This is a genomic window from Ruegeria sp. HKCCD7559 (assembly GCF_013110575.1).
Classification (GTDB): domain Bacteria; phylum Pseudomonadota; class Alphaproteobacteria; order Rhodobacterales; family Rhodobacteraceae; genus Ruegeria.
Window position 1 is genome coordinate 200,066 of the sequence record NZ_WVQU01000004.1, and the last position, 25,080, is coordinate 225,145.

The window sequence follows — 25,080 nt, forward strand, 5'->3', positions numbered from 1 at the left end:
AGGAGTCATAAATGGCACGAACAGCACTCGTTACCGGCGGTTCCCGCGGCATTGGCGCAGCAATTTCCAAGGCGCTCAAAGCCGAAGGATACAACGTTGCGGCCACCTATGCGGGAAATGACGAAGCCGCCGCAAATTTCACTGACGAAACCGGGATCAAGACCTACAAGTGGAACGTCGCCGATTATGACGAATCCAAAGCAGGTATTGAAAAGGTTGAGGCCGAGGTTGGCCCCATCGATGTGGTCGTCGCCAACGCCGGCATCACCCGCGATGCACCATTCCACAAAATGACACCTGATCAGTGGAAAGACGTGATCGACACCAACCTGACCGGCGTGTTCAACACGGTGCACCCTGTCTGGCCCGGCATGCGAGAGCGCAAGTTCGGTCGTGTCATCGTCATCAGCTCGATCAACGGTCAGAAAGGCCAGTTCGCTCAGGTGAACTATGCAGCGACCAAGGCAGGTGACCTGGGCATCGTAAAATCCCTGGCGCAGGAAGGCGCGCGGGCGGGGATCACTGCCAACGCGATCTGCCCCGGCTATATCGCAACCGAAATGGTCATGGCTGTGCCCGAGAAGGTGCGCGAGTCCATCATTGGCCAAATCCCGGCCGGCCGCCTGGGTGAGCCAGAGGAAATCGCGCGCTGCGTGGTCTTCCTGGCATCGGACGATTCGCAGTTCATCAACGGTTCGACGATCTCGGCCAACGGTGCGCAGTTCTTCGTCTGATCCAGAGTTGTGAACTAAAAACGGGCCGGTCCCTTTGGGCCGGCCCTTTCTGATCCCGTAAGAACGCGCGCGCTGCGATCAGCGGGAACCGAATATCCATCCCCAAAACTGCCAGATCACCCTGCTGCGCTCTTGGTGGGCACGCAGAATCGCCATCTGGGCGGCGGGATTTGTTGTCATCTCGATCATGACAGCCTCCTTTTCAAATCAGTTTTATTTGACCTGATGTGAATATAGAGGCTAAAAACAAACACGACAAACGAGCTTTCTTGAGACATCAGTTAAGTTTTCCTTCACTATGAGTGACTATCTGCCTCCGCTGACCGCGTTGCGTGCTTTTGACGCCGCAGCCCGGCACATGTCTTTTTCGAAGGCGGCGGAAGAGCTGCATGTGACGCCAGCCGCCCTGTCCTTTCAGATCAAGTCGCTTGAAGAACACCTTGGGCGGCCGCTGTTTCGTCGTCTGAACCGCGCCGTAGAACTGACCGAGGCGGGCCGTGCCCTTGCGCCTGGTGCGGCAGAAGGGTTTGCCACCTTGCAAGCCGCATGGCGTGCAGTGCGCAGACAGGAAGATGACACAAGCCTGACCGTCACCGCGGGCCCAGCTTTGACCGCCAAGTGGTTAGCGCCGCGGCTTTACGAATTTGCTCGGGCGCATCCCGAGATCGATCTGAAATTCTCGGCCACGCTGCGCAACATGGATCTGGAGCGGGACGACGTGGACGTCGCCATCCGTTTCGGGAATTCGGCCGATGACGGGCTGTATTCCTTTCCCGTCAGAAAGGAATGGCTGACCCCGGTCATGACACCGGAACTTGCAGAACAATTCACCACGCCAGACAGCCTGCGCGACGCCCCGCTGATCCATGACGATTCGATCAGCTTTCTGACCCCGCCTTGCGATTGGCCCGCTTGGTTCCGTGCCGTGGGGGTGGATTTTACTCCGACCCATGGCGCGCATTTTTCCAATGCCGATCACGCGATTGATGCCGCTGTTGCCGGTGTCGGCGTGGCACTGGGGCGACGCGCCATGATTCTCAAGGACCTGACCGAAGGCCGCCTGATTGCACCGTTCAAGGTGGCCCTGGAAACACAAGGCCGGTTCCGGTTTCTGTGCCTGCCGGGGGCTGAAAAGAAACCTCAGATCGCGGCGTTTCGCGATTGGTTCCTGACCGAGATTGAAAAAACCGCGCATATATCGGATGAGTTCAAAATTGTACCGATTGAAGAGGTTTCCCGCCCATGACCAAAATGCGCGCAACGGCCATCGGTTTCGTGGCTGTCTTGCTATGGGCCTTGCTGGCGTTGTTCACTGTCGGGTCGGCGCCCACGCCGCCCCTGCTGCTGAACACGATCTGCTTTTCGATTGGTGGTGCGCTTGGGCTTGTCTGGGCAACGGCGACAGGTGGTTTGAGCGATCTAAAGCAAGTTCCCTGGACGACCTACCTGTTTGGCGCATTGGGCCTATTTGGCTATCACGCGCTGTATTTTTCGGCCCTGCGCATGGCGCCGGCTGCCGAGGCCGGGCTGATCGCTTATCTCTGGCCTCTGCTCATTGTGCTTCTGTCGGGCCTGCTTCCGGGTGAGCATCTGCGTATCGGCCACCTGATCGGGGCATGCCTTGGATTCGCAGGGGCCGCTGTAATCATTGCCGGGGGTGGCGGCGCGGGCTTTCAGGCCCAATACCTGCCCGGATACGCATTGGCCTTGCTGTGCGCACTGACATGGTCGGGCTATTCCGTTCTATCACGCAAACTGGAGGGCACGCCGACCAGTTCCGTCGCAATTTTCTGCCTTGCGGCTGCATCGGCTTCGGGACTGCTTCATCTGGCGGTGGAAGACACTGTACTGCCCGATACGGCACTGGGCTGGGCGTCGGTGCTGGCACTCGGCCTTGGGCCCGTCGGGCTGGCGTTCTACGTCTGGGACATAGGCGTCAAGCAAGGCGACATCCAAATCCTCGGAACCTCATCCTATGCGGCCCCGTTACTGTCGACCCTTGCTTTGGTAGTGGCCGGGATCGCGACCCCGTCCTGGGGGCTTGCGATCGCGGCCTTTCTGATCACCGGCGGGGCCTTGATAGCGGCCCGCGCCAGCCTGAAAACTTAAGCGGACAGGCGTTCGATCTCTTCTTTCAGCTTGAGCTTCTGCTTTTTCAACTGAGCAATATGGAGATCATCGATACCTGGCGAGCGTTGGGCTTGTTCCACTTCTAGACCGAGAGATTCGTGCTTTTTCTTCAGTTCCGTCAGATGTGCGCTCACGCTCATTGCGATCCTCCTTGTTTATGTGTCTGTATGTCACGTAAGAATTTGACCACATCGTTTCCACCCTGTCACGCTGCAGACGCACAGAATCTGTAACAAATCCGACAAATTCGGCTGGTCATTGCCGATGGCACAAGTCCCGAGGCAACGGAGCGGCCTGTCGAAGCACGGCTGAGACCGCCTCGGTATAGCTTTCACCGTCTTTTTCGTGGCGCTCACCGGCGTGCAGAATCAACGGCGCATGGAGGCGAAATGCCGCGCGTCCCCCTTTGCGGGCGCTCAGGATGACCAGTTCTGCCTCGCGGCCCACCCGCGCGCTGAGCGGCAGCACCTCGATTGAACCCAGTTTCCCCTCACAAGCCGTCAGCATATCGGGAAGACGGTCGGCTTTCTGGATCACGTGCAGGAACCCCCGAGGGGCAAGGCGTTTGGCCGCAACGGTGATCCAGTCGATCAGAGGCGTATTTTCGCCCAGTGCAATGCTTCGCCCTGTGTCGCTGGCGGGGCTATGCGCCCCAGAACGGTAATAGGGCGGGTTCGCGATTACGTGATCAAAGTGCCGCTGTCGGAGGTCATCAGGCAAAGCGTTCAGGTCAGCCTCGATCACGTCCAGATCACAGCCGTTGATTTCCGAATTGCGGCGGGCCAAATCCGCATAGGCCGGTTGCAATTCGATCCCAACCATTTGCAGCCCCGCCACCCGCGCGGACAGGCATAAAATGGCAGCCCCCGCGCCACATCCCAGTTCAAGCACGGATTGCCCGGCCTTTGCAGGGACCGATGCGGCAAGCAGAACAGGGTCTACCCCGGCGCGGTAACCTGACGCAGGTTGCAGCAATCGCACCCGGCCACCAAGGAAATCGTTGCACGTCAATTCATTGTCGTCGAAGCGCATCATCGGCCCAGCGGGATCTCGTTGTCGCGCATCACACGCTCGGCCCGGGTCAGGTCTTCGGACCGAACCATCAGCCGACGAGGGAAAATCCCGATACCACCTTCGAGGATGCTCATATTTACGTCCATCTGAAAGCAGTCTATATCCTCGCCCTCAAGGAGAGCGGATGCAAAGGCCAGGATTGTCGGATCGGTACTGCGCAACAGTTCTTTCATGGGGATGGATGTAAGGGCAAGGCGAGGCGAAAGTCGAGCCTTGTATCAGGAGTGTGATGACCGTCGACATGATCTCAAAACCGCATGAGCGTCTCGCTGAAATTCTGGCGGGCGAGATGGAGGCCGTGAACGGGCTGATCCGCACGCGGATGGCATCGGACCATGCGCCACGCATCCCGGAAGTGACGCGGCATCTGGTCGAAGCAGGTGGAAAACGCCTGCGCCCGATGCTGACACTGGCCGCAGCACGCCTGTTTGGCTATTCCGGCGACCATCACGTGCGCCTTGCCGCGACGGTCGAGTTCATTCACACCGCCACCCTGCTGCATGACGACGTCGTGGATGAAAGCGCACAGCGACGGGGCCGCCCGACCGCCAATCTGCTTTGGGACAACAAATCCAGTGTTCTGGTTGGCGATTACCTGTTTTCACGCAGTTTCCAGCTGATGGTGGAAACGGGCTCGCTGCGCGTTCTGGATATTCTGGCCAATGCCTCTGCAACCATTGCCGAAGGCGAAGTGCTGCAAATGACGGCCGCAACCGATCTGAGTACGGATGAAAGCGTTTACCTTCAGGTCGTGCGTGGCAAGACGGCGGCATTGTTTTCAGCCGCGACCGAAGTGGGCGGCGTGATCGCAGGTGCCTCGGAAGAGCAGGTCAAAGCGCTTTTCGACTATGGTGATTCACTGGGCATCGCGTTCCAGATTGCCGATGACCTGCTGGATTATCAGGGCGACAGCAAGGCGACCGGGAAGAATGTTGGCGATGACTTCCGTGAACGGAAACTGACCCTGCCCGTCATCAAAGCCGTGGCGCAATCCACGCCGGAAGAACGCGCCTTCTGGGAACGTACGATCGAAAAGGGCCGCCAACAGGACGGGGATCTGGATCAGGCGCTGGGTCTGATGAACAAATACGCCACGCTGGAAGAAACCCGGCAAGACGCTTTGGGTTGGGCAAACAAGGCCAAAGCCGCTTTGGATGTATTGCCTGACCACGATATTCGCAGTCTGCTGCGCGAATTGGCCGATTACGTGGTTTCACGTCTCAACTGAGCTGTGTGGCGCGGCACCACCAATCAGGATGGGCTGCGCCGATCTCATAGGCCGCAAAATGCGCGTCTTTCATCGTCGGATACAACGCAAAACAGGTTGATCCTGACCCTGACATGCGCACCATGAGCGCGCGATTGGTCATCTGCAACTCGTCCAACACCTGCTCGATCTCAGGTGCGATGTCCATGGCGGGCACCTGCAGATCGTTGCGTTGATTGCGCAGCCACTGGGCGCACTCATCAGCATTGTCAAACTCAGGCATGCTTTCAGGCATTAGCGGGTTGTCTCTGGACGCCAGCGCGTTGAAAACGGCACCGGTGGGCACCTGGACATTTGGGTTGACCAAAAGGGCGGGCAGGTGCGGAAGGTTCACCGCCTTCAAACGATCGCCAATGCCCTGCATTCTGATCGCCCGACCTTCCAGGCAGACGGGGACATCCGCCCCCAATGACAACGGCAGGCCCCGCGGAAGGTCGTGGCCCTGATCTGCCAGGGCCCCAAGCGTGGCCGCGGCATCAGACGACCCTCCGCCAATGCCCGCCCCATGGGGCAAGGACTTGGTCAGTTGAATATGACCGGTCCAACCGACAGCTTCTGCCGCCTTCCAGACCAGATTTCGGCTGTCCGTAGGGACTCCGCCGGCAAACTCGCCGCGCACGTCCATGGACAATTCGGGGCCGGGGGTGAATGTCAGCCGATCACCCAGATCGGCGAATACAACCAGCGAATCCAACAGGTGATAGCCGTCGTCTCGACGGCCAGTCACATGAAGGGTCAGGTTGATCTTGGCGGGCGCAAACGCCTTAATTTCCATTGGCGACTTTCAATGGCTCCGAACCTTCTTCGGCCAGAACGGCATCCAGCCCGACTTCGATCTTGCGCCGGATTCGATCCGGATCGGCTTCGCCGTCGGTGTCTTCCGGGTCGATGAAGGACAAGGCGCGGCTCCACTGGAACTCGGCCTCGCGCGCGCGCCCGACAGCCCAATAGACGTCACCCAGATGATCGTTGACCACCGGATCCACCGGCATCAGCTCAACCGCACGTTCCATGTGTTCGACGGCCTCGTCATAACGCCCCAGACGGAACAGTACCCAGCCCAGACTGTCCACGATATAGCCACTGTCCGGACGCGCAGCTACTGCGCGCTCGATCATATCCAATGCTTCATCCAGCTTTTCTTTGCGCTCAACCAGAGAATACCCAAGGTAATTCAGAACCTGAGGTTGATCCGGGTTTAGTTCCAGCGCTCGGCGGAAATCAGCTTCGGCCTGATCCCAGTGCTTCAGCCTTTCATGACTGATGCCACGTGCGTAATGCAGGAACCAATTCCCACCCGCCGCGCTATCCGTCAGCGCGATCGCAGTGTCATAAGAGGCCACGGCAGCGGCATAGTTTTCCTGTCGGCGCTGCAAATCTGCCAAAGCGACATGCACACCCGGAAAATCAGGGTCCTGCGCAGCCAGGTTCTGCAACACCTCGACGGCCGCATCGGTTTTTCCCGAACGGTCCAGAACTTCGGCGCGGCCCAATTCGGCCGCATGGTGATCGTTGCTGTCCGCCGGGACTTGGCGGTATGCCTCAACCGCCAGATCATATTGCTGCAAGTTGTCCAGCAGATCCGCGCTCAGCAAAATGGCATCCACATGATCGGGGCGCAGGAAACTGGCCAGGCGTGCGTACAGCAGAACGTAATCGGCTGATGCTTCGCTGTTCAATGCGGCACCGACGGTGAAAAAAATCTCGGCCATGCCGTCCTGAGCGGATCGGACATGGGTGAACGGCAATGTTTCACCCGCCGCCAACTGGCTCAAATACGACTCGATGGTCGGGTCACTGCCCGCCACAAACACATCGTCCAGAAACTGAACGGCGTCTTCGTTGCGATCCAGCTGCGACAGAATCTCGGTGCGGGCCAAAGCAGCACGACGAGAGAACCGGGCAACCGTTCCATCATTGTCGGCAAGTATCGCCTCGGCGCCTTCGAAATCACCGATAGACGCCAATGCCATCGCCTTGTGGTAAAGCGCGAACTCCCTGAGACCATCCTGTGTCGCGACAGAATCGAACTGTTCCATCGCCTTGGTCATCTCACCCTGCCCCAGATGGGCCCAGGCGATCATCAGGCCGTCAACAAGGGGGCCAACACCCTGTGTTTCAGGGTCACGGGCCAGCAGGTCGTCAAATTTCCCATCGGTGATCAGATTGGCCGAAATTACCATACGCGCAGCCTGGCTGGGCAGGTTTGCTTCCTCGATCTGCTGGGCGATCGGCAGCGCGCGCGCCACTTCCCCCAAGGCGATGCGTGCAACGACAACGCTTTCCTGCAACAGCGCATTTTGGGGATCAAACCTGAGAGCCTGAGCGTAGTATCTTTCAGCGGCAGAATAGTCGTTTTCGTAAATCGCCTGCCGCCCGGCCAGATAAGACCCGGCGCCCGTTTCCGAATAGGCCGGAACTGCGACCGACGACATGAACAGCACGGACAAAGCCGCGCGACGAACCAGGGAAAACACCGAAATCCTGCCTTGCTATCGTTGACTGAGGGGTAAGCTAGGGCTTCGGCAGGCAAGAGGCAATGGCAGAGCCTTCACAGCGCAGCCATTGCCCGTTTTTTGCTTACATGTTCGGATAGTTTGGACCGTCGCCGCCCTGCGGTGTGGTCCAGGTGATGTTCTGGCTGGGATCCTTGATGTCGCAGGTTTTGCAGTGAACGCAGTTCTGGAAGTTGATGACGAATCGCGGGCCGTTCTCATCCTCGACCACTTCATACACACCTGCCGGGCAATACCGCTGTGCCGGCTCATCGTATTTAGGCAGGTTGACCTTCACGGGGATCTCGGGATCGGCCAGGCGCAGATGGCAGGGCTGGCTTTCCTCGTGGTTTGTCGCTGCGAACGAGACATTCGTCAGACGATCGAAGGACAGCGTTCCATCCGGCTTTGGATAATCGATTGGCTGGTGCTTGCTGGCATCCTCGGTCGATTCCGCGTCGTTCTTGCCATGGCCCAACGTGCCGAACAGCGAAAAGCCAAACGTGTTGGTCCACATGTCCAGACCACCCAACATCAGGCTGGCGGTAAGACCCCATTTCGACCACATCGGCTTGACATTGCGAACCTTTTTCAGGTCGGAACCAATCGCACCATTGCGAACTTCGGTCTCGTAAGCCGTCAGCTCATCGCCCGAACGTTCGGCCTTGATCGCTTCGAAAGCAGCCTCGGCCGCAGCTTTGCCCGACAGCATCGCGTTGTGGTTGCCTTTGATGCGCGGCACGTTGACCATGCCCGCCGAACAGCCCAAAAGCGCCACGCCCGGCGCGACCAGTTTCGGCATCGACTGATAGCCGCCTTCCGTAATCGCACGGGCGCCGTAAGCGACCCGCTTGCCGCCTTTCAGCAGATCGGCCACCATCGGATGGTGCTTGAAACGCTGGAACTCCATATAGGGGTACAGATGCGGGTTCTTGTAATTCAGGTGCACCACGAAGCCGACATAGACCTGATTATTTTCAAGATGATAGATGAAGGATCCGCCGCCTGCGTTGCTGCCCAAAGGCCAGCCCATCGTGTGCGTCACGCTGCCTTCCTTGTGCTTGGCAGGGTCGATCTCCCAGATCTCTTTCATGCCGACACCGTATTTCTGCGGCTCTTTGCCCGCAGACAGGTCGTATTTGGCGATCACTTCCTTGGACAGCGACCCGCGCACACCTTCTGACAGGAAGACATATTTGCCGTGCAGCTCCATCCCCGGTTCGGTGTTGGGGCCGTAGGAACCGTCTGCCTCCAGACCAAAAACACCTGCTACCACGCCTTTGACTTCGCCATTGTCGCCATAGACCATTTCCGAGCACGCCATGCCCGGAAAGATCTCGACACCCAGTTCTTCGGCCTGTTCCGCCATCCAGCGGCACACATTGCCCATCGAAACGATGTAGTTGCCGTGGTTGTGCATCAGCGGCGGCATCGGGAAGTTCGGGATGCGGACCTGGCCTGCTTCACCCAGCATGTAGAACTTGTCGTCCTTCACGGGCACATTCAGCGGCGCGCCTTTTTCCTTCCAATCCGGGATCAGCGCGTCCAGACCACAGGGATCAAGAACCGCGCCCGACAGGATATGCGCGCCAACCTCGGAACCCTTTTCCAGAACGACAACGTTCAGGTCGGCATCCAGCTGTTTCAGACGGATGGCCGCCGACAGGCCCGCAGGTCCTGCACCCACGATCACCACATCGTATTCCATCGCTTCGCGTTCAATCTCGGCCATCGCGGGCTCCCTAGCTAACTTTCCGAATTGGCGCTGTCACCGCATGATCTGCGCAATTTTGTTTCACGGCTGATTACATGGTCGGAAAGACATTGGTCAATCGAAACACGGCGTAACAAGGGCGCTATTCGACACATCACCCCTCTGGTGCATCCCCCATCAGGTACCTGGGACCGCTACCATGCGATTTTGCCCGGTCATCGGGGTTGTAGAGCGCGCATTTCGGCAGGCTCAGACACCCGCATCCGATGCAGCCATCCAGATTGTCGCGCAACCGCATCAGGGTGTCGATTCGCTGATCCAGATGGGCCCTCAGCTGTACACTGATTGCCTTCCAGTCCTGGGGCGTCGGCGTGCGGTTTCCTGGCAGGCCCGACAGCACCTGACGGATTTCAGGCAGGGTCAGGCCGAACTGCTGCGCAATCATGACAAAGCTCAGTCGCCGAATATCGGCCCGCTGATAGCGTCGCTGTCCGCCCGCGTTGCGCCAGGGCGAAATCAGACCCTGCGCTTCGTAATACCGGATGGCCGACACGGCCAGACCTGTGCGCCGGGCCAATGCGCCAATCGCCAGCCCCTCTGATACCGCCATCAAACCCTCATGAAAAATTCCTTGACCTAAAGTTAGGTTTAGAAATTACGCTGAGTCGGGACAAGCCAAAAAACACAGGAGATCCCATGATGGCGACGCTTGAACACACCAACTTCACTGTCCGCGACCCGAAAGCCTCGGCCGATTGGATGCAAAAGGTCTTTGGCTGGAAGACCCGTTGGGAAGGCCCCGCAATTGCCGGCGGATACACTGTGCATGTCGGCTCGGCCCACACGTATCTGGCGCTTTACAAACCTGATGATCCGAAACAGTCGGATGAAAGCAGCTATGATGTGATCGGCGGGCTGAACCACGTGGGTGTTCTGGTCGAAGACATCGATGCCACCGAAGACAAGGTTCGCAAGGCAGGATTCGAGCCCCACAACCATGCCGATTACGAACCAGGGCGCCGGTTCTATTTTCGCGATGACAACGGGATCGAGTTCGAAGTGGTGCAATATGATTGAGATGATTTGGCTTTGCACTCCATCGCAGCGTTGGCGCAGGTCGCGGCATCCGGATCATCGGCACAGGCCCCACCCCAAACCAAAACGGCGCGAAGTCGCGAATTGACCGCTGCTGACGCTGTCACCTCTTGCAATTCACGTGGCATTTGGGTCAGGTAACTGCCAATCTAACATTCGCCCCGACGCTCCTGTGCGGCGGGGCGACTCAATTTATGCGTGGACGTAGAGAGTATGGAAAAGATCCCGATGACGCCTGCGGGCAATGCCGCGCTCGAGGCTGAGCTGAAGAACCTCAAATCCGTTGAACGCCCGGCGATCATCGAAGCCATCGCCTCGGCGCGCGAGCTGGGCGACCTGAAGGAAAACGCCGAATATCATTCTGCCCGTGAAAAACAGGGCTTCATCGAAGGTCGCATCAAGGAACTGGAAGGTATTCTGTCGCTGGCCGATGTCATCGATCCGGCAAAATTGTCGGGTGCGGTCAAGTTTGGCGCAAAAGTCACATTGGTCGACGAAGATACCGATGAAGAAAAGACCTGGCAGATCGTTGGTGAATACGAGGCCAATATCGAAAACGGCCTGCTGAACATCAAATCCCCCATCGCCCGCGCCCTGATCGGCAAAGATGAAGGGGACAGTGTCGAAGTGCGCACCCCCGGAGGCGTGCGCTCTTACGAAATCCTGAGTATCGAGTACGCCTGACCGGAGCGCATGTAATGTCGGGGCCAAAACCTGACCCGGAAACCGAAAAGCCGACGTCGCTGGGCATCTATGATCGCCCGAAGACTCCGGCTGTCACCGAAATCGAGATTGCCGCACTGGTGCTCAGCCTGATCTGGCTGGTGGTGTCGGTCGTCTTTCTCGTGCTGCCCGGTCAGGGGCAGAACGGCGGCTTTGTCGTCGCCTTTCTGGCCGTGTTCATGCCCGTGGCGATGATCTGGGTTGCGGCCACCGCGATGCGCGCCAGCCGGGTGATGCGAGAGGAAAGTGCGCGGTTGCAAACGGCAATCGACGCGATCCGGCAGGCCTATGTGGCGCAGCAGCAGCGCGCCTCCAGCACCTATGAACCTGCGGTGACAAAAAAGCTGGATGAAATCGCTGCGGCCACACGGAAAACCGAAGACGCCTTGGCAACGTTCTCGACCAAACGCACAGCGCGCTCTGCAACGGCCGCGCAGAGTTCCGCTCAGGGCGACCAGACCTCGTTGGAACTGGGCACACCTGCGGAAGAGATCACACCGCCGCTGAGTACCGAGGTTTTCATCCGCGCCCTGAACTTCCCCGAAACGCAGGATGACACCGAGGGGTTCAATGCGCTGCGTGTTGCATTGAAGGACCGCAAGACGGCACAGCTTGTGCAAGCTTCGCAGGATGTTCTGACGCTGCTCAGCCAGGAAGGCATCTACATGGATGACCTGCGGCCCGACAAGGCCCGGCCAGAAATCTGGCGCCAGTTCGCCCAGGGCACACGCGGGCGCGCCGTGGCGGCGCTGGGGGGGGTACGCGACAGATCCTCACTTGCGCTGACGGCAGCCCGGATGAAACAGGATCCGATTTTCCGCGACGCCGCGCACCATTTCCTGCGCCGGTTTGACAAGATGATGGCCGAGTTCGAACCCACGGCAAGCGATGCGGAACTGAGTGAACTGGGTGAAACCCGAACGGCCCGCGCATTCATGTTGCTGGGTCGCGTGGCGGGCACGTTTGATTAATCCGCCCCGACAATCCACGACATTTTGGTCACGCTGCTGAAATTGAACAGATACTTCAGCGGTCCGGTTTTTTCTTGACCCCGGGGCTGGAATCCCTCGCGCTCGTAAAGGTTGCGGGCGCGGGGGTTCGTGTCGATGACATCAAGCTGAACCTCTGAGATGTCTCGGTTGCGGGCCTCGGACTTGATGGCATTCAGCAATGCCGTGCCAACTCCTTTGCCGCGCGCCTCGGCAGCGACAAAAATACCATCCATCTGGAACACGCCCGGTTTCAGTTCGCGCTCCAGCACGCTCAGAACCAAGGCGCGCCAGGTCGCCCCGAACCAGCCATAGACCCGAGCCAGATCAGACATATTGCCCCCCGCAAAAGAGCCGTCGCGTGTCTTGAAACCTGCCAGCCCCAGCATCCGGCCCGCTTCATCCCGTGCAACCAGCGCGAAATCCGGGTTCAATGCGATTTCAAAGAAAGCCAGTCCTTTTTCGTCCGGCCCCATGACTTTGCCCAGCTTTGCCGCAAATGCCTGCCAGAACAGTACCGCCGCTTGCGCGCGTTCCTGATCGGCGAACCCTCTGGAAATCGTGACCGTCACAACCCGAAACTTCCATAAGGAAGGAACCGGACCATATCGCCCGGTTTGACATGGCGCGCACCGTCCTCGATTTCAACCAACCCTTCAGCCCAGCTGAGGCCACTGATCCGGCCTGATCCTTCCGAGTGGAAGACCTCGGCCCGCCCGTCCCGCATTCGGGCGCGCAGATATTCCCGGCGACCGGGCTTCTTGCGCTTTTCAAAGGCGGCAGGCACTTCGAAACCTTGCGGTTCAGCCCAGCCTTCGCCGGACATCAGCCCCAAGGCCGGACGCGCGAAGATCAACGTACAGACCATGGCGGCAACCGGATTTCCGGGCAGGCCAAACACCGGCACGCCAGACCACAAACCCAAAGCCAGCGGCCGCCCGGGCTTCAACGCAATGCGCCAGTGCTGCATCGCTCCGGCCTGACGCAAAAGGGCCGAAACATGGTCTTCGTCACCCGCTGACGCGCCGCCACTGGTCAAAATCACATCCGCCTGCTCTGCGGCCTGATCCAATCGATCCCGCAAGGCGTCCCGATCATCCGAAACACGCCCCATATCCACGGGTACGAACCCCATACGATCGATCAAGGACAGCAGCATCGGGCGATTGGCGTCGAAAATCTGACCCGGACCAGCGTTCTCTCCGGCTTCGACCAATTCATCGCCCGTAGAGACCACGGCCACGCGAAGCGGTTTGCGCACGTTGACTTCGGCAATCCCCACGGCAGACAGCAGCGCAAGATCGGCAGGGGTCAGCCTGCGCCCGGCAGGAAGGGCGATATCGCCTGCGGCCACATCTTCTCCCGCGCGCCGTGTGTTGGCGCCTTTTTTCAGCGGGCCGTGGAAGGCTATGTGGCCGTCCTTGACCGTGACATCCTCTTCCAGAATGACCGTGTCGACACCGGCGGGCAGCGCCGCCCCCGTCAGCACGCGCAAGGCCCGGCCTTCAGGCACGTCACCATCGAACGGGATCCCTGCCGCCGCGCGCCCGTCAACCAATGGCATGATCTGTGGGCCATCAGGGGCGGGACCGGCAAACCCGTACCCATCCACGGCCGTATTCGGTTGCGGCGGATTCGAGCGTCGGGCGACCACATCCCCGGTCAGAACGCGCCCGCATGCCTGGGTCAGCGCCATCGTCTCAGACGCGGTAATCGGGTGCAGCCTGTCACGCAAACAAGTCAGCGCCTCATCCACCGGTGTCCAGTTGACACCGGCGGGCAACGCGAAGCAATCGTTCCGCAACGGGGGCGGGGCTATGTTCGGCTTGTCCTGAGGTACACCCAATATCCAACCTTCCTCTGCCGCTGAGACGTTCAATTGCGCATCCAACTCCTGCTCTGTCAAACGCGACAGAGTCAAGGCGACCTGTTCAACCTGCCAGGCATCCTTGATCCGCCCATCCGGCGCAGCGCCAAGGGTCAAAGACGGCCAGATTTCCACGAAGGCAACAGGTTTATCCAGCGGCTCGAACGGCCAGACCGAGATTTGCCCGGCAAACCGGTGGCGAAGCCGGTTCAGAATCGGCAGCCCCATCATGACTTGGCCACCAACCGCGCCTGCCCCTGCCATCTGCCAGCAGGTGAAGCTTCCTTTTGCCAAAGTCTCAACGACACGACGGTTCGGGAACGGGTTGGAATAGTCCGATTTGGTACGCGGCAGGCCGTTAATATCTCGGCGCAATCCATTCATCCAGAACGGACCACGGCCGCCAAACTGAAGGTTGATCCGACCCGCCAGATCAAAGCGGTTGTTGGCCTTCGGAGAATCCTCGACTTGTTGGTCGAACCAATCCCACAACACCAGCGGATCGTCCGTTCCGGTCATCGCCCGTGCGAAGCCGCAAGGATATCCAAAAGGAAAATCGAACCCAAGAAGCAGACGGCGACCGGCCTTAAGCTCGGCCCGGATCAGAGCATCCAACCTCTGCTCGGCTATCCGCCTGTTGCGCAGGTATTCGGGGTCAAACGCTTTTCCGTTTCGTGCAATGCAGGCCCAGATCGCATCCTTGCGCGGGGTCGGCCCGGTGTCGTTTCCGCCAGACCAATCCACCATTGCAAAGGTCTGGAACAGGCTCACAAACCAACCTCTTTCAGGATGAAGTCAGCAATCCCAGCAGTATCGTCCAGATCATAGACCGGGCGGTCCAAATCCAGCGGAGTGTCGCTGGCCACGGCGCGGATGGTGCCATTTTCAGGTGCCATCAGCACATGGCCCGCCGCGGCGCGATACGCTTCGATCTTGGGGTGGACCTCGCGCTTGAACCCTTCGACCAACACCAGATCGACCGGCGAGAGCCGCGCCAACAGCTCGGCCAGCGGCGGTTCAGGCGCGCCCCGCAATTCCTGCATCAAAGCAATGCGTTGCCCCGAGGCAAGCAGCACCTCGCTGGCCCCCGCAACGCGGTGCCGGTGACTGTCGGTGCCCGGCTGATCCACATCGACACTGTGATGCGCGTGCTTGACCGTAGAGACCGTAAAGCCCCGGCCTGTGATCTCGGCCACCAGCCGTTCCATCAGCCCGGTTTTGCCGGCATTCTTCCAGCCCGTGACGCCATAGACCCTCATGCCTGCTCCAACAGTGTTCGGGCACGATCCAGATCTTCAGGCGTGTTGACGTTGAAAAACGGATCAAACGGGTCGGCGCAAAACAAAGCCTCGCGCCCGTCATGTTTGTCAGTCCACAACACCACCTTGCGCAACCCGTCCATCAGCGCCGCCCGCAGATCATCGCGCAGCGCCACGGGCCAAAGCCCGAATGTCGGGTGTCGGTTGACTCGCTTGCCGCCACCGGATTTGAGCGCCTCGTCGCCCGAACGCGGCGTGGTAGCCAAAACCAACGGGTGTACCTGCCTTTCCGCAGCTTGCGTCAGTCGCGCCACCAGATCGCGCGGGAAAAACGGCGTATCCGCAGCAGCTGTCACGATGCTGTCCGCCCCCTGCTCTGCCGCCCAGTCGAGCCCGGCCAGCACACCGGCCAGAGGCCCGGCGAACCCTTCGATCGTGTCAGGCAGGACGGGCAGGCCCAGATCAGCGAAGCGCTCAGGGTCGCCATTCGCGTTCAAGGCCAGCCCACTTACCTGTGGGGACAAACGGTCAATCACATAGGACAGCAGGCTCTGCCCCCCGATCTGCAACAGGCCCTTGTCGCCGCCACCCATACGTGTGGCCTGCCCGCCTGCAAGAATGATTCCGAGCGGTTTCGTCATGATAAATCCTCGATTTCCGGCCATTTTCGAAATTTCTCCAGCGGTGTGAAAATCCAAACCCCGTTGCCCGCACCCAGCAAAATGAAACACAGGCTCAAAGGAAGTCCGGAAAAGCCGGCCAAGACATGGCTCAAGCGAATGAAAGCGGAAAAGAGCACCAAAACCGTCACAGGCGCGAAAAACGCCCAGAACAAGCACCGATACCTGCGAAGTGATCGACTGATTTCGCCTGGCAAAACGACTGAGTCTGGCAAACTTTGAAGAAGGATACGTTGCAATACGGCGCGTTGTTTTTGCACCGCCAATCCCCAAGCTGCCCATCCCATCCGGAATGGGGCAAACAGGTCGAATGTGCCGATGTATTCTCTTGCCTCCCACCCCAATCGATCCAAAGTTTCTTCGTCCAACCGCGCCATCCCATCTACGATTGTCCGTTTGCTGCGTGCGTAGTTTCGTGCAGCAAGAATGCTCAGCGGCAAGATACTGACTGCAACAACAAACAAGAAAAAAAGTCTAAGGGTTTCCAAAATCATCCTGCACTTTTCCGGCGGTGTTTCCTGTCTTCGACAGCAACGGTTGACGGGTCCACGTCGCGCAGCAGGCGATCCTCACCCGACAGGCACACAAAGCGCTGGCCGCGCATCCGCCCGATCAGCGTCAGCCCGACCTCGCGCGCGATCTCGACGCCCCAGGCGGTGAAGCCCGAGCGGGACGCCAGTACCGGAATCCCCATCATCGCCGATTTGATCACCATCTCGGATGTCAGGCGACCAGTGGTATAGAGGATCTTGTCCTCGGCACTTTCTCCTTCTGACAGCATCCAGCCTGCGATCTTGTCGACGGCGTTGTGGCGGCCCACGTCCTCCATATAGACCAGCGGGCGGTTTTCACGGCACAGGACCGTGCCGTGAATCGCTCCGGCTTCGAGGTACAGCGACGGAGTGCGGTTAATCTTCGAGGCCAGATCATACAGCCAGGAAGTTCGCACCTGAACCTGTGGCAGTTGTACGTCTTCCAGGCCCTCCATCATGTCGCCAAACACAGTACCCACGGCACACCCACTGGTGCGGGTCTTTTTCTTCAGTTTGTCTTCATAAGATGTTTCGCGCGCGGTTCGGACGATCACGGTTTCAAGGTCCTCGTCATATTCCACGCGCGTGATTTCATCATCCGACAGCAGCATCCCCTGATTGCGCAGAAAGCCCAGCGCAAGATATTCGGGATAATCGCCAATCGTCATCGCCGTCACGATTTCCTGCGAATTGAGAAAGATCGTAAGCGGGCGTTCCTCGACCACAGATATCTGGCTGATTTCACCGTTCTGATCCACACCCTCGACCGCTCGGGTCAGGCGCATCGCAGCCGGATCAGGGGCGATAAGATAGTCCGACAGATCGAATTCCGTGGCCAATTGCAACCCCTTCCCAAGACAGTTACTGCTGCATGAATCACCATAGGATTTAGCCATGGCCTCTGCCACATCCAAGTCATACTTCTGGAAAGGTTTTCGGGATGGGACGCCGTTTGTCTTCGTCGCCGTGCCCTTTGGCCTTCTGTTCGGTGTTTTTGCGACCGAAGCCGGGTTGACCCTTGTCCAGACGATGGCTTTTACATCGACCGTTTTTGCAGGTGCCGCGCAATTCGCGGCGTTGCAATTGTTGCAGGACAACACCCCGACCGTGATCATCATAGTCTCGGCGCTGGCTGTGAATCTGCGTATGGCGATGTATTCCGCATCACTGACACCTTACCTGGGTTCCGCGCCCATGTGGCAGCGTGCCTTTGCGGCATACCTGACCGTGGATCAATCTTATGCCTGCTCGATCGTGCGGTTCGAGAAAGAGCCCGACCTGTCAGTGCCGCAACGGATGGCTTATTTCGTGGGCTCTGTCACGCCGATCACACCGCTCTGGATTCTGGGCACTTATCTGGGCGCAGTGCTGGGTGCGCAAATACCGGAAAGCTGGGCACTGGATTTTGCCCTGCCGATCACCTTTCTGGCCATGATAGGGCCGATGATGCGGACCTTTGCACATGTGGTCGCGGCCCTTGTGGCCATTGCGGTATCTTTGCTGACCGTCGTAATCCCGTTCAATCTGGGCCTGCTGATCGCCGGATGCGCTGGAATGATTGCCGGAGCACAGGCGGAACTGATCCTCGAACGTAGAAAGGCGCAGTTATGACTCAGCCCGATTCCGTCACCATCTGGGCCATTATCATCGGGCTTGCCATAGGCAGCTATGCGCTGCGCTTTGTCTTTATCGGTTTTGTGGGTGATCGCCCAATGCCGCCTTGGCTGCTGCGTCACCTGCGATATACAGCAGTGGCCATCCTTCCTGCATTGATCGCACCGCTGGTCGTTTGGCCCTCTGCCACCGAAGGGCAGCCTGATCTGCCACGTATGTCGGCGGCAGCCGTTGCCCTGGCGGTGGGAGTGATCAGCAAAAACGTGATAGCGGCCATCTTTTCCGGGGCCGCCACGCTCTATGGTCTGCTTTATCTACTGAGTTGAGACAGCGTCGAGCTGGTTGAGACGCGCATTGTTTGCCGCCAGCCCCTTTTGCAGATCCGCATCGTCATTTTCCCGATATTCTTCGGTCACGACGCCCGGAATCTGCGCGAACTGTTCCGACAGGTTCACCGGATAGAACGTCACATCAATCTGCTCGAACCCCGGTACCTGCTTCAACAGTTGGGAAGTCGAGTTGGTGCAGAACGCGCCAGCGACCGGACCGGATTGCTTTGCCAGTTGCAAGGCGATTTCAGCCTGTTGCGGGCTCACCTGAATGGTCTGTATGCGGGCATAATGCGTCTCGCGCGCGTGCGAGCTGCGATAAGCTCGTTCGACCGCCGGGGTAATGCCGTAAAGCACATCATCCTTCACCGGAACCACATCCGCCCGGAACGAACCGGCAGGGTCAAAGATCACCCGCTCGCTGCCCGAGATCATCAACGACGTATGCGCGCCCGATCCGGTGCGTGTGTTGATCATTGTGTACAGCGTCAGGGTCGCTGGCCCCGGATCACGGTAGGACCGGGACACGATTTCGTTCCGATCCGCCTGTGGTCGGTTCGAATTGGCGCAGCCCGCCACTGTCGCTGCCAGCAAGCAAGCAATCAATATCCTGAGCAAGTCAGCCCCCGAAACAATTAGGAGGCGAAAACCGCCAGGAACAGGCAAAGGAAGGCAATGGCGACCACACACCACGTGGTGGCTTTGATGAAACCGTTGAATGTCTTGGTTTGGACCGTGATGTCCATTTCGCCGTGCTTGTGTTCAGCCATGAGTCTCAGATTCCCAATTCGCGTGTTTGATCTGTTGGATAATAGAAAACAGAACGCCTGTCACCACGTCATTCGCGCGCAGGACGCTGTTACTTGAGAACCGAACAACCGGGATACCCGAACCCCCACCGCCAGGGCAGGCCGCTGCACGGCCCGCCACCGAATCGCACCGCCCCGTACATTGCATCCGCGGTGATCGCGTGCACGCTGCGAATCTGTTCAGGCGACATGTCGTACTGGTCGGCATAGTCCTCGGCATGGTTGTCTCCGTGCTGCACCACACAGGCGTGCAAGGCGTCATCCGCTGCCAGACGTGCCTCATAGCTTTCGCTGGCTGTCTCTGCACCGCCAGCATTGTGATATGCCCGGTCGTGGATGACGCAGCAGTACTCCCACGGCGGGTGCTCTTGATATAGCGCGCCAACCTGTGGGAATTGCTTTGCCACCCAGCGCCAACTGGCTGACAACCCGCCTGAACAGCCATCGGTTTCAAACGGCGTCAGTTCGGCGTCCTTGCTTTGCTCGATCAGGGCGCGGTGGCCCGGCATCTCAAATCCGCGCATCAGATCCTGTGCCCATGCCGACAGTGGCAGCAGAGACAGAAACAGCGCCATGTTAAGGACTTTCATCGCGCATTGCCTCTGTATCGACCTGCAATCCAAAGGTGGTTGCCAGCCACAGCAACAGCCGCTCGCCCGGCCCCATTTCAGCGCGGACGCGCAAAACCTCATTGGCCATGGCCGGGCGGTCGGTAATCAAACCATCCACACCCATCGAGGCCATCCTGGACATCTGCAACGGATCATTCACCGTCCAGACATAGATATCCTTACCAGCGTCCTGCACTTTGCGGATCAGCCCAGGTGTAACCATGCCTGCATTGACGGCGACAAATTCACCTTCCAGCCCCGACAGATCCCCAATGGCCGTGGCCGCCAGCACACCAGAGCGCCAGTCGGGCCGCAACTTTTCCATCTTTTGCACGGCCGGGTATTTCAGCGACATGGTGGCAACGTCGTTCTGCATCCCTAGCTCTTCGACAAGGCCGATCACCCGATTTTCCAGATCGACGTCGTGACCATAATATTTCAGCTCGATAAGAACCTTCGACTTGCCCTTGGCCGCTTCCAGAACCTCTCGCAGGGTCGGGGTCCGCTCTGCGGCGTATTCCGGTCCGAACCAGCTTCCGATGTCGATATCAGCAACATCCTGCATCGTCGCATCCCAGACCTTCAGGTTGACGCCGGCCAACTTCATGAAATCGCTGTCATGGGCCACGACAACTACATCATCCGCCGTTTCCTGAACGTCTATCTCAACCCAGTCCGCTCCATCCTCGATCGCTTTCAGGACCGAGGCCATTGTGTTTTCAGGTCGCAAGGCCGCAGCGCCCCGATGGCCGATGACCTCGGCTTGATCCGGCGCCTGCACGCGTTCCAGCAAGCTTTGCCCAAGCCAGAAGCCCACGCCCAATGCGGCCAAGGCCGTCGCGACAGTGACAAGAACCGGCACGCGAATCCTTCGGGGTTCGGGATGGGGAACGTCCTTGGTCTCAGCTTCAAAGAAGCCGTCCAGCAAGACCGCCAATGCGCCCAGCGCCGTCGCCGCCAGAACCAACCCCGCCAGGGACCAAAGCCCCGCAATGATCAGGCTGAGGATCAACGCCAGTCTGAGGCTGCCGCCTTCCTGCAAAGGCACAACTGCAAACAACAGACTGGCCACCGCCGCGATCAAAGCTGCAATCACAAGCCGCAGTCCAAGCCAAAGAGCAAGCTCGATCTTCAAACGCCCGCGCTTGCCTTCCATCTTTTGTTCGCTTTTCGCAAATGCTCCGCGTGGTGAGGCCCCCTCGAACAGGACCAGATGCAACGCCAGCGCCCATCCCGACAGACGGCGGATCAACACCCATGCCAACGCAAGAACGACAAGCCCGATCAGTACCACGGCCACCTGAAAGGCCGGAGGGTGGAATGTCAGGTAATAGTTGATGTCATATTCCGTCAGCGTCCACCATGCGATCAACCCCGCGACGGCCACAAACGGCAGGGCAAGCAGCAGGACGCGCAGGATGAACCGAACGGCAAATCCGAACAGCGCCGGAAAGCGGGACAGGTTCAGTGCCAGTGCCGCACTGCCTGCGCGCCAAGGGTCATTTTCTCCCATACGCAAGGACCCGGCCATGACCGCGAACACAATAACCTCAGCCAGCAAAAACAGACTGAGCACCGCAACACCCGCAATGAACCCTGCCGGAGACAGCAGGAACATCGCAATGTCCTGATCGGTCAGAGCGGTCTGATTTGACAGTGAGACCGCCAGATTGACCGCCACAGCCACACCCGGCGCGATCAGCGCCACCAGCAGCAAGCGAACAGCGACATAAATTGGCACAAAGACCCGGCGCCGTTCCCAGGCACCTGCATAGGCATGTGTTACTGCTTGAAAAAATCTTGTCACGTGGGCGCCTCCGGACTGATGCAGTCATTCAAAGGCGCGCAAGCGTGAATTGCAAGTCAGCTGTCTTCCAGATCCGCCGCCAGACGGAAACCGATGCGGTTGGCGGGTTTGTCCTCGACCGATTTGGGCAGGGCGCGCAGCATCACGTTCAACTGGCTGACATGCTGCACCAATTGCGTGCGGGCCCCGGTTCCGTCGGATCCGTAAAAGGTGATCATGTCGGGGTCGAAATACCCCATCCCTTCGATCCGCATGACGCCGGCATCGCCGCCGGTAAAGCCCATCGCGACTTCGTGATCACCGTCCAGCGTCTTTTCAAAGTTCTGGATATACATGATCAAACGCTCGTAAGCCCATTGCGCCGGGCTTTTGTTGGCAACAGGCTTTTTCAACCCCTCGGGCAGGTCCTTGGCTCCGGATTCGGCATTGGGATCCGCGTGCACCTCGTGACACCGCGGCAAAGCGGCGGCTTCGGCGGCCTCGGCCGAGGTTTCGATCTGGTCCTGCATTCTTCTACCCTTTGCGCTGGTACAGCCATGCCCCGTCAGCGCGTTGCGTCCGAGTTACCGCACCAATGTGGTAGAGATGATTCACATGCGCAACCGCCTCAACCAGCGCAAGCCCATATTCGCCTTCGCGGATCGTGCGTTTGAACAGGGGCAGAAAACAATCTGCGGCCGCTCTGGGTTGATCCAGATGTTTCAACAGGCGGCCCAACGCGCCGTGGTGGTTGTCGATCAGCTGTTTCATCCTCAGCGGCAGGCCCGAAAACGGCAGCTTGTGCCCGCCCAGAACCAGATGATCGGGCCGGGCAAGCGTCTGCAACCGCTCGCAGGCTTCCAGCCACGCTGAAACCGGATCGGCCATCGGTTCCGTGGCATAGACGCCCAGATTGGGACTGATCGAGCTGAGAATCTGATCGCCGCTCAACACCAGATTGTCGTCACTGCTCCAGAAGGTGGCGTGTTCCGGCGCGTGGCCATTGCCCATATGCACATCCCAGTCGCGCCCTCCCATTCGGATCACGTCGCCCTGCTTGATCCGGGCAAAGCCCAACGGCATGGGGTAAACCGTGTCGGCAAAGTTGAACGGACGATCCTTCATCCGCGCATTCAGAACCTCGGGTGCCATGCCGGCGCTGCGATAGAAATCAAGCGTTTCCTGCGGCCATGTCTCTTGCACATCCAGCGTCAGCATCCGCGCGAACAGCCATGAGGTGCGGCTTGTGACCAGCTCAGCCCCGTGTTCCGACTGAAACCACCCGGCATTGCCAACATGGTCTGGATGATGATGCGTCACCACAACACGGGTGATCGGTTTGCCTTTCAAAGGCCCGCCCATCAGGGTTTCCCAGATACGCCGCGTCTTGTTTGACGACAGCCCGGTGTCAATCACCGTCCAACCTTCGCCATCGTCCAGCGCGTAGATATTGACGTGATCCAGCGCCATCGGAAGAGGCAGGCGCATCCACAGTACACCCTCGGCAACTTCGACGGCTTCACCCGGCGCGGGCGGTTCAGCCCACGGATATCTGATCCCCGATACGCGATCCCCGTCCATCACGCCGCCAACTCATCCGGGCTGAGCGAAAAGAGGTCACCCGCACCGCTTTGCACCCGCGTCAGAAGCCCGGAATGCTCGGGCAACAAGGCGTTGATGTAGTAGCGCGCCAGTTTGGCCCGTGGTCCTTCCGGGTCAGCCAGAGCCGCGGACAGGTGATAATGCCCGCCAAGAACCCGGGCAAACGCCTGAAGATAGGACGTTGCGCCTGCAAATCGGTCGTTCATGTCGTCTTGTGCCACCAACCATTCGGTTGCCTCGCGCAGGGTTTCTGTTGCCTCCCACACTGGACCGGCCAGATCGGGCATCGTCGCGCGCGCGCGCTCGGCCTGTTCTTCGATCTCGTCCAGAAGGTTCGACGCCGCCTCGCCCCCGTCCATCATTTTGCGTGCAACAAGGTCCATGGCCTGAATGCCGTCGGTTCCCTCGTAAATCGCGGTCACGCGAACATCGCGGGAATATTGCGCCGCGCCTGTTTCTTCGACAAAGCCCATTCCGCCATGCACCTGTACGCCGGTTTCGGCCACGCGTATCCCGGTCCGGGCCCCAAAGTTCTTGCCGATTGGCGTCAACAACGCGGCCCGCGCGGCCCAATCGGCGTCGCCGGTGGCTTTCGCCATGTCAATCGCGGTCGCATTGGCCAGAAGAATAGCCCGAGCGGCAAAGATATCGGCGCGCATATCCATGATCATGCGACGCACATCCGCATGATCGATGATCGTACCAGAAGGCGTCCTGCCCTGCTTGCGTTCCAGCGCATAGGCCAAAGCGTGCTGATAGGCGCCTTCCGCAACGCCCACACCCTGGCCACCCACGCCCAGGCGGGCGTTGTTCATCATGGTGAACATGGCCGCCATACCGCCATGTTCCTTACCGACAAGCCATCCTTTGGCGCCGTCATATTGCATCACGCAGGTGGGTGAGCCATGCAGGCCCATCTTGTGTTCGACGGAAACAACCTTAAGGTCGTTGGCCAGGCCGGGATTGCCATCCGCATCGGGGATGTATTTCGGCACCAGAAACAAGGAAATGCCCTTGGTGCCGGGCACACCATCCGGCAAACGGGCCAGAACCAGATGGCAGACATTTTCAGCAAAGTCGTTGTCGCCCCAAGAGATGAAGATCTTCTGCCCGGTCACCGAGTATGTGCCATCACCATTTGGCTCGGCCTTCGAGGTCAGCGCACCCACATCCGATCCGGCCTGAGCTTCGGTCAGGTTCATGGTCGCAGACCATTCACCGGAAATCATTTTGGGCAGATACAGTGACTTCAAGTCGTCGCTGGCGTGGTGTTCCAACGCCTCGATCTGGCCCTGCGCCATCAGCGGAGCAAGTTGCAGCGACAGGCAAGCCGCGCTCATCATCTCGTTCACGGCAGTGGTGACAGCCATCGGCAGGCCCATTCCGCCGAATTGGGGATCAGCGCTGATCCCGATCCACCCGCCTTCGGCAATCGCCTTCCAGCCATCGGCATAACCCGGAGAGCTGCGCAGCACGCCATTCTCAAGCCGCGCCGGTTCCAGATCACCGGCACGCTGCAACGGGGCCAGAACCTCTTCGCTCATCTTGGCCGCTTCGGTCAGGATGGCCGTGACGACATCGGCGCTGGCATCTTCGAAAATCTCGGTGGCGGCGACCTGGTCGAACCCGACGACATGGTCCAGCAGAAATTGATAATCTGAGATTGGGGCGCGATATGGCATGATTTCTCTCGGGGTCTAACGGATCAGAATACATCGGCGGGCTTGGAATCAAATGCAAGCGCCGGTAAGCGTGTGGGCCTGAACCGA

Annotated in this window: 29 protein-coding genes; 9 read left to right on the forward strand and 20 right to left on the reverse strand. The window is 59.2% G+C overall.

All coding sequences use genetic code 11. The features are described 5' to 3' along the window. The first annotated feature begins 11 nt into the window (after positions 1-11). The 3 genes from phbB to GS605_RS13300 all read left to right on the forward strand — a co-directional run bounded on the left by phbB (position 12) and on the right by GS605_RS13300 (position 2,843). Positions 12-734: an acetoacetyl-CoA reductase gene (phbB, locus tag GS605_RS13290; protein ID WP_171724280.1), complete on the forward strand. Its 723-nt coding sequence runs from the start codon at positions 12-14 to the stop codon at positions 732-734. Positions 735-1,032: 298 nt separating this feature from the next. Further along, on the forward strand, positions 1,033-1,980 hold the full coding sequence (locus tag GS605_RS13295; protein ID WP_171724281.1) for a transcriptional regulator GcvA: 948 nt from the start codon (positions 1,033-1,035) through the stop codon (positions 1,978-1,980). Continuing rightward, the gene (locus GS605_RS13300; protein ID WP_171119723.1) at positions 1,977-2,843 is read left to right on the forward strand and encodes a DMT family transporter; all 867 of its coding nucleotides are present in this window, start codon (positions 1,977-1,979) and stop codon (positions 2,841-2,843) included. Before GS605_RS13295 ends, GS605_RS13300 begins: the two co-directional genes overlap by 4 nt. Here the strand turns inward: GS605_RS13300 and GS605_RS13305 are convergent. From GS605_RS13305 to GS605_RS13315, 3 genes are all read right to left on the reverse strand, one after another. Beyond that, entirely contained in the window at positions 2,840-3,004 is a 165-nt protein-coding gene (locus tag GS605_RS13305; RefSeq protein WP_083445267.1) for a YdcH family protein, read from the reverse strand. The genes GS605_RS13300 and GS605_RS13305 overlap by 4 nt on opposite strands. 115 nt (positions 3,005-3,119) lie before the next feature. After that, the gene (locus tag GS605_RS13310; RefSeq protein WP_171724282.1) at positions 3,120-3,899 is read right to left on the reverse strand and encodes a tRNA1(Val) (adenine(37)-N6)-methyltransferase; all 780 of its coding nucleotides are present in this window, start codon (positions 3,897-3,899) and stop codon (positions 3,120-3,122) included. Then, complete coding sequence (locus GS605_RS13315) at positions 3,896-4,111, reverse strand: DUF2007 domain-containing protein (RefSeq protein ID WP_152456800.1); 216 nt, start codon at positions 4,109-4,111, stop codon at positions 3,896-3,898. Before GS605_RS13315 ends, GS605_RS13310 begins: the two co-directional genes overlap by 4 nt. A gap of 56 nt (positions 4,112-4,167) precedes the next feature. Between GS605_RS13315 and GS605_RS13320 the strand changes: the two genes are divergently transcribed. Beyond that, a complete protein-coding gene (locus GS605_RS13320; protein ID WP_171724283.1) occupies positions 4,168-5,166 on the forward strand; it encodes a polyprenyl synthetase family protein in 999 nt (332 codons plus the stop codon). Here GS605_RS13320 and GS605_RS13325 read toward each other — a convergent pair. From GS605_RS13325 to soxR, 4 genes are all read right to left on the reverse strand, one after another. After that, on the reverse strand, positions 5,159-5,980 hold the full coding sequence (locus GS605_RS13325) for a 4-(cytidine 5'-diphospho)-2-C-methyl-D-erythritol kinase (RefSeq protein ID WP_171724284.1): 822 nt from the start codon (positions 5,978-5,980) through the stop codon (positions 5,159-5,161). The genes GS605_RS13320 and GS605_RS13325 overlap by 8 nt on opposite strands. Further along, positions 5,970-7,640, reverse strand: coding sequence for a tetratricopeptide repeat protein (locus tag GS605_RS13330; RefSeq protein ID WP_171724352.1), 1,671 nt, complete (start codon positions 7,638-7,640; stop codon positions 5,970-5,972). The genes GS605_RS13325 and GS605_RS13330 overlap by 11 nt, the downstream gene beginning before the upstream one ends. 145 nt (positions 7,641-7,785) lie before the next feature. Beyond that, positions 7,786-9,432: an electron transfer flavoprotein-ubiquinone oxidoreductase gene (locus GS605_RS13335; protein ID WP_171634982.1), complete on the reverse strand. Its 1,647-nt coding sequence runs from the start codon at positions 9,430-9,432 to the stop codon at positions 7,786-7,788. A gap of 136 nt (positions 9,433-9,568) precedes the next feature. Then, positions 9,569-10,024: a redox-sensitive transcriptional activator SoxR gene (soxR, locus tag GS605_RS13340; RefSeq protein ID WP_171724285.1), complete on the reverse strand. Its 456-nt coding sequence runs from the start codon at positions 10,022-10,024 to the stop codon at positions 9,569-9,571. 86 nt (positions 10,025-10,110) lie between these two features. On the opposite strand from soxR, the gene GS605_RS13345 reads away from it, so the two are divergent. The 3 genes from GS605_RS13345 to GS605_RS13355 all read left to right on the forward strand — a co-directional run bounded on the left by GS605_RS13345 (position 10,111) and on the right by GS605_RS13355 (position 12,203). Then, entirely contained in the window at positions 10,111-10,491 is a 381-nt protein-coding gene (locus GS605_RS13345) for a VOC family protein (protein WP_171206067.1), read from the forward strand. 231 nt (positions 10,492-10,722) lie between these two features. Further along, complete coding sequence (gene greA / locus GS605_RS13350) at positions 10,723-11,193, forward strand: transcription elongation factor GreA (protein ID WP_170346321.1); 471 nt, start codon at positions 10,723-10,725, stop codon at positions 11,191-11,193. A gap of 14 nt (positions 11,194-11,207) precedes the next feature. Beyond that, the gene (locus tag GS605_RS13355) at positions 11,208-12,203 is read left to right on the forward strand and encodes a hypothetical protein (RefSeq protein WP_171634986.1); all 996 of its coding nucleotides are present in this window, start codon (positions 11,208-11,210) and stop codon (positions 12,201-12,203) included. On the opposite strand, the gene GS605_RS13360 is transcribed toward GS605_RS13355, so the two are convergent. From GS605_RS13360 to fdhD, 6 genes are read right to left on the reverse strand one after another with little or no spacing between them, the layout of a single operon-like run. After that, positions 12,200-12,793, reverse strand: a complete 594-nt coding sequence (locus tag GS605_RS13360; protein ID WP_371807761.1) for a GNAT family N-acetyltransferase — start codon at positions 12,791-12,793, stop codon at positions 12,200-12,202. The two genes, GS605_RS13355 and GS605_RS13360, sit on opposite strands and share 4 nt — an antisense overlap. After that, complete coding sequence (gene glp / locus GS605_RS13365) at positions 12,790-14,835, reverse strand: gephyrin-like molybdotransferase Glp (protein ID WP_171724354.1); 2,046 nt, start codon at positions 14,833-14,835, stop codon at positions 12,790-12,792. The genes GS605_RS13360 and glp overlap by 4 nt, the downstream gene beginning before the upstream one ends. A gap of 20 nt (positions 14,836-14,855) precedes the next feature. Further along, the gene (gene mobB, locus GS605_RS13370) at positions 14,856-15,347 is read right to left on the reverse strand and encodes a molybdopterin-guanine dinucleotide biosynthesis protein B (protein WP_171634989.1); all 492 of its coding nucleotides are present in this window, start codon (positions 15,345-15,347) and stop codon (positions 14,856-14,858) included. Continuing rightward, positions 15,344-15,988 (reverse strand): molybdenum cofactor guanylyltransferase MobA, encoded by a 645-nt coding sequence (gene mobA / locus GS605_RS13375; RefSeq protein ID WP_171724286.1) that lies wholly within the window; start codon positions 15,986-15,988, stop codon positions 15,344-15,346. Before mobA ends, mobB begins: the two co-directional genes overlap by 4 nt. Beyond that, positions 15,985-16,521 carry a hypothetical protein gene (locus GS605_RS13380; protein WP_171724287.1) on the reverse strand — a complete coding sequence of 179 codons (537 nt, stop codon included), beginning with the start codon at positions 16,519-16,521 and terminating at the stop codon, positions 15,985-15,987. The genes mobA and GS605_RS13380 overlap by 4 nt, the downstream gene beginning before the upstream one ends. Continuing rightward, a complete protein-coding gene (gene fdhD, locus GS605_RS13385; RefSeq protein ID WP_171724355.1) occupies positions 16,518-17,405 on the reverse strand; it encodes a formate dehydrogenase accessory sulfurtransferase FdhD in 888 nt (295 codons plus the stop codon). Before fdhD ends, GS605_RS13380 begins: the two co-directional genes overlap by 4 nt. 49 nt (positions 17,406-17,454) lie before the next feature. Between fdhD and GS605_RS13390 the strand changes: the two genes are divergently transcribed. Further along, positions 17,455-18,171, forward strand: coding sequence for an AzlC family ABC transporter permease (locus GS605_RS13390; protein WP_171634995.1), 717 nt, complete (start codon positions 17,455-17,457; stop codon positions 18,169-18,171). Further along, a complete protein-coding gene (locus GS605_RS13395) occupies positions 18,168-18,500 on the forward strand; it encodes an AzlD domain-containing protein (protein ID WP_171634997.1) in 333 nt (110 codons plus the stop codon). The genes GS605_RS13390 and GS605_RS13395 overlap by 4 nt, the downstream gene beginning before the upstream one ends. On the opposite strand, the gene GS605_RS13400 is transcribed toward GS605_RS13395, so the two are convergent. The 7 genes from GS605_RS13400 to GS605_RS13430 all read right to left on the reverse strand — a co-directional run bounded on the left by GS605_RS13400 (position 18,489) and on the right by GS605_RS13430 (position 24,993). Further along, positions 18,489-19,121, reverse strand: a complete 633-nt coding sequence (locus GS605_RS13400) for a hypothetical protein (RefSeq protein WP_171206074.1) — start codon at positions 19,119-19,121, stop codon at positions 18,489-18,491. The genes GS605_RS13395 and GS605_RS13400 overlap by 12 nt on opposite strands. A gap of 17 nt (positions 19,122-19,138) precedes the next feature. Further along, on the reverse strand, positions 19,139-19,273 hold the full coding sequence (locus tag GS605_RS13405) for an aa3-type cytochrome c oxidase subunit IV (protein ID WP_050604020.1): 135 nt from the start codon (positions 19,271-19,273) through the stop codon (positions 19,139-19,141). A gap of 89 nt (positions 19,274-19,362) precedes the next feature. Next, positions 19,363-19,902, reverse strand: a complete 540-nt coding sequence (locus GS605_RS13410; protein WP_171206075.1) for a hypothetical protein — start codon at positions 19,900-19,902, stop codon at positions 19,363-19,365. Further along, positions 19,889-21,730 (reverse strand): glycerophosphodiester phosphodiesterase, encoded by a 1,842-nt coding sequence (locus tag GS605_RS13415; protein WP_171724288.1) that lies wholly within the window; start codon positions 21,728-21,730, stop codon positions 19,889-19,891. The genes GS605_RS13410 and GS605_RS13415 overlap by 14 nt, the downstream gene beginning before the upstream one ends. Positions 21,731-21,786: 56 nt before the next feature. Next, positions 21,787-22,239 carry a DUF6173 family protein gene (locus GS605_RS13420; protein ID WP_170346311.1) on the reverse strand — a complete coding sequence of 151 codons (453 nt, stop codon included), beginning with the start codon at positions 22,237-22,239 and terminating at the stop codon, positions 21,787-21,789. 4 nt (positions 22,240-22,243) lie between these two features. After that, positions 22,244-23,290, reverse strand: coding sequence for an MBL fold metallo-hydrolase (locus GS605_RS13425; RefSeq protein ID WP_171724289.1), 1,047 nt, complete (start codon positions 23,288-23,290; stop codon positions 22,244-22,246). Then, the gene (locus tag GS605_RS13430; protein ID WP_171724290.1) at positions 23,290-24,993 is read right to left on the reverse strand and encodes an acyl-CoA dehydrogenase; all 1,704 of its coding nucleotides are present in this window, start codon (positions 24,991-24,993) and stop codon (positions 23,290-23,292) included. Before GS605_RS13430 ends, GS605_RS13425 begins: the two co-directional genes overlap by 1 nt. Between the last annotated feature and the right edge of the window lie 87 nt (positions 24,994-25,080).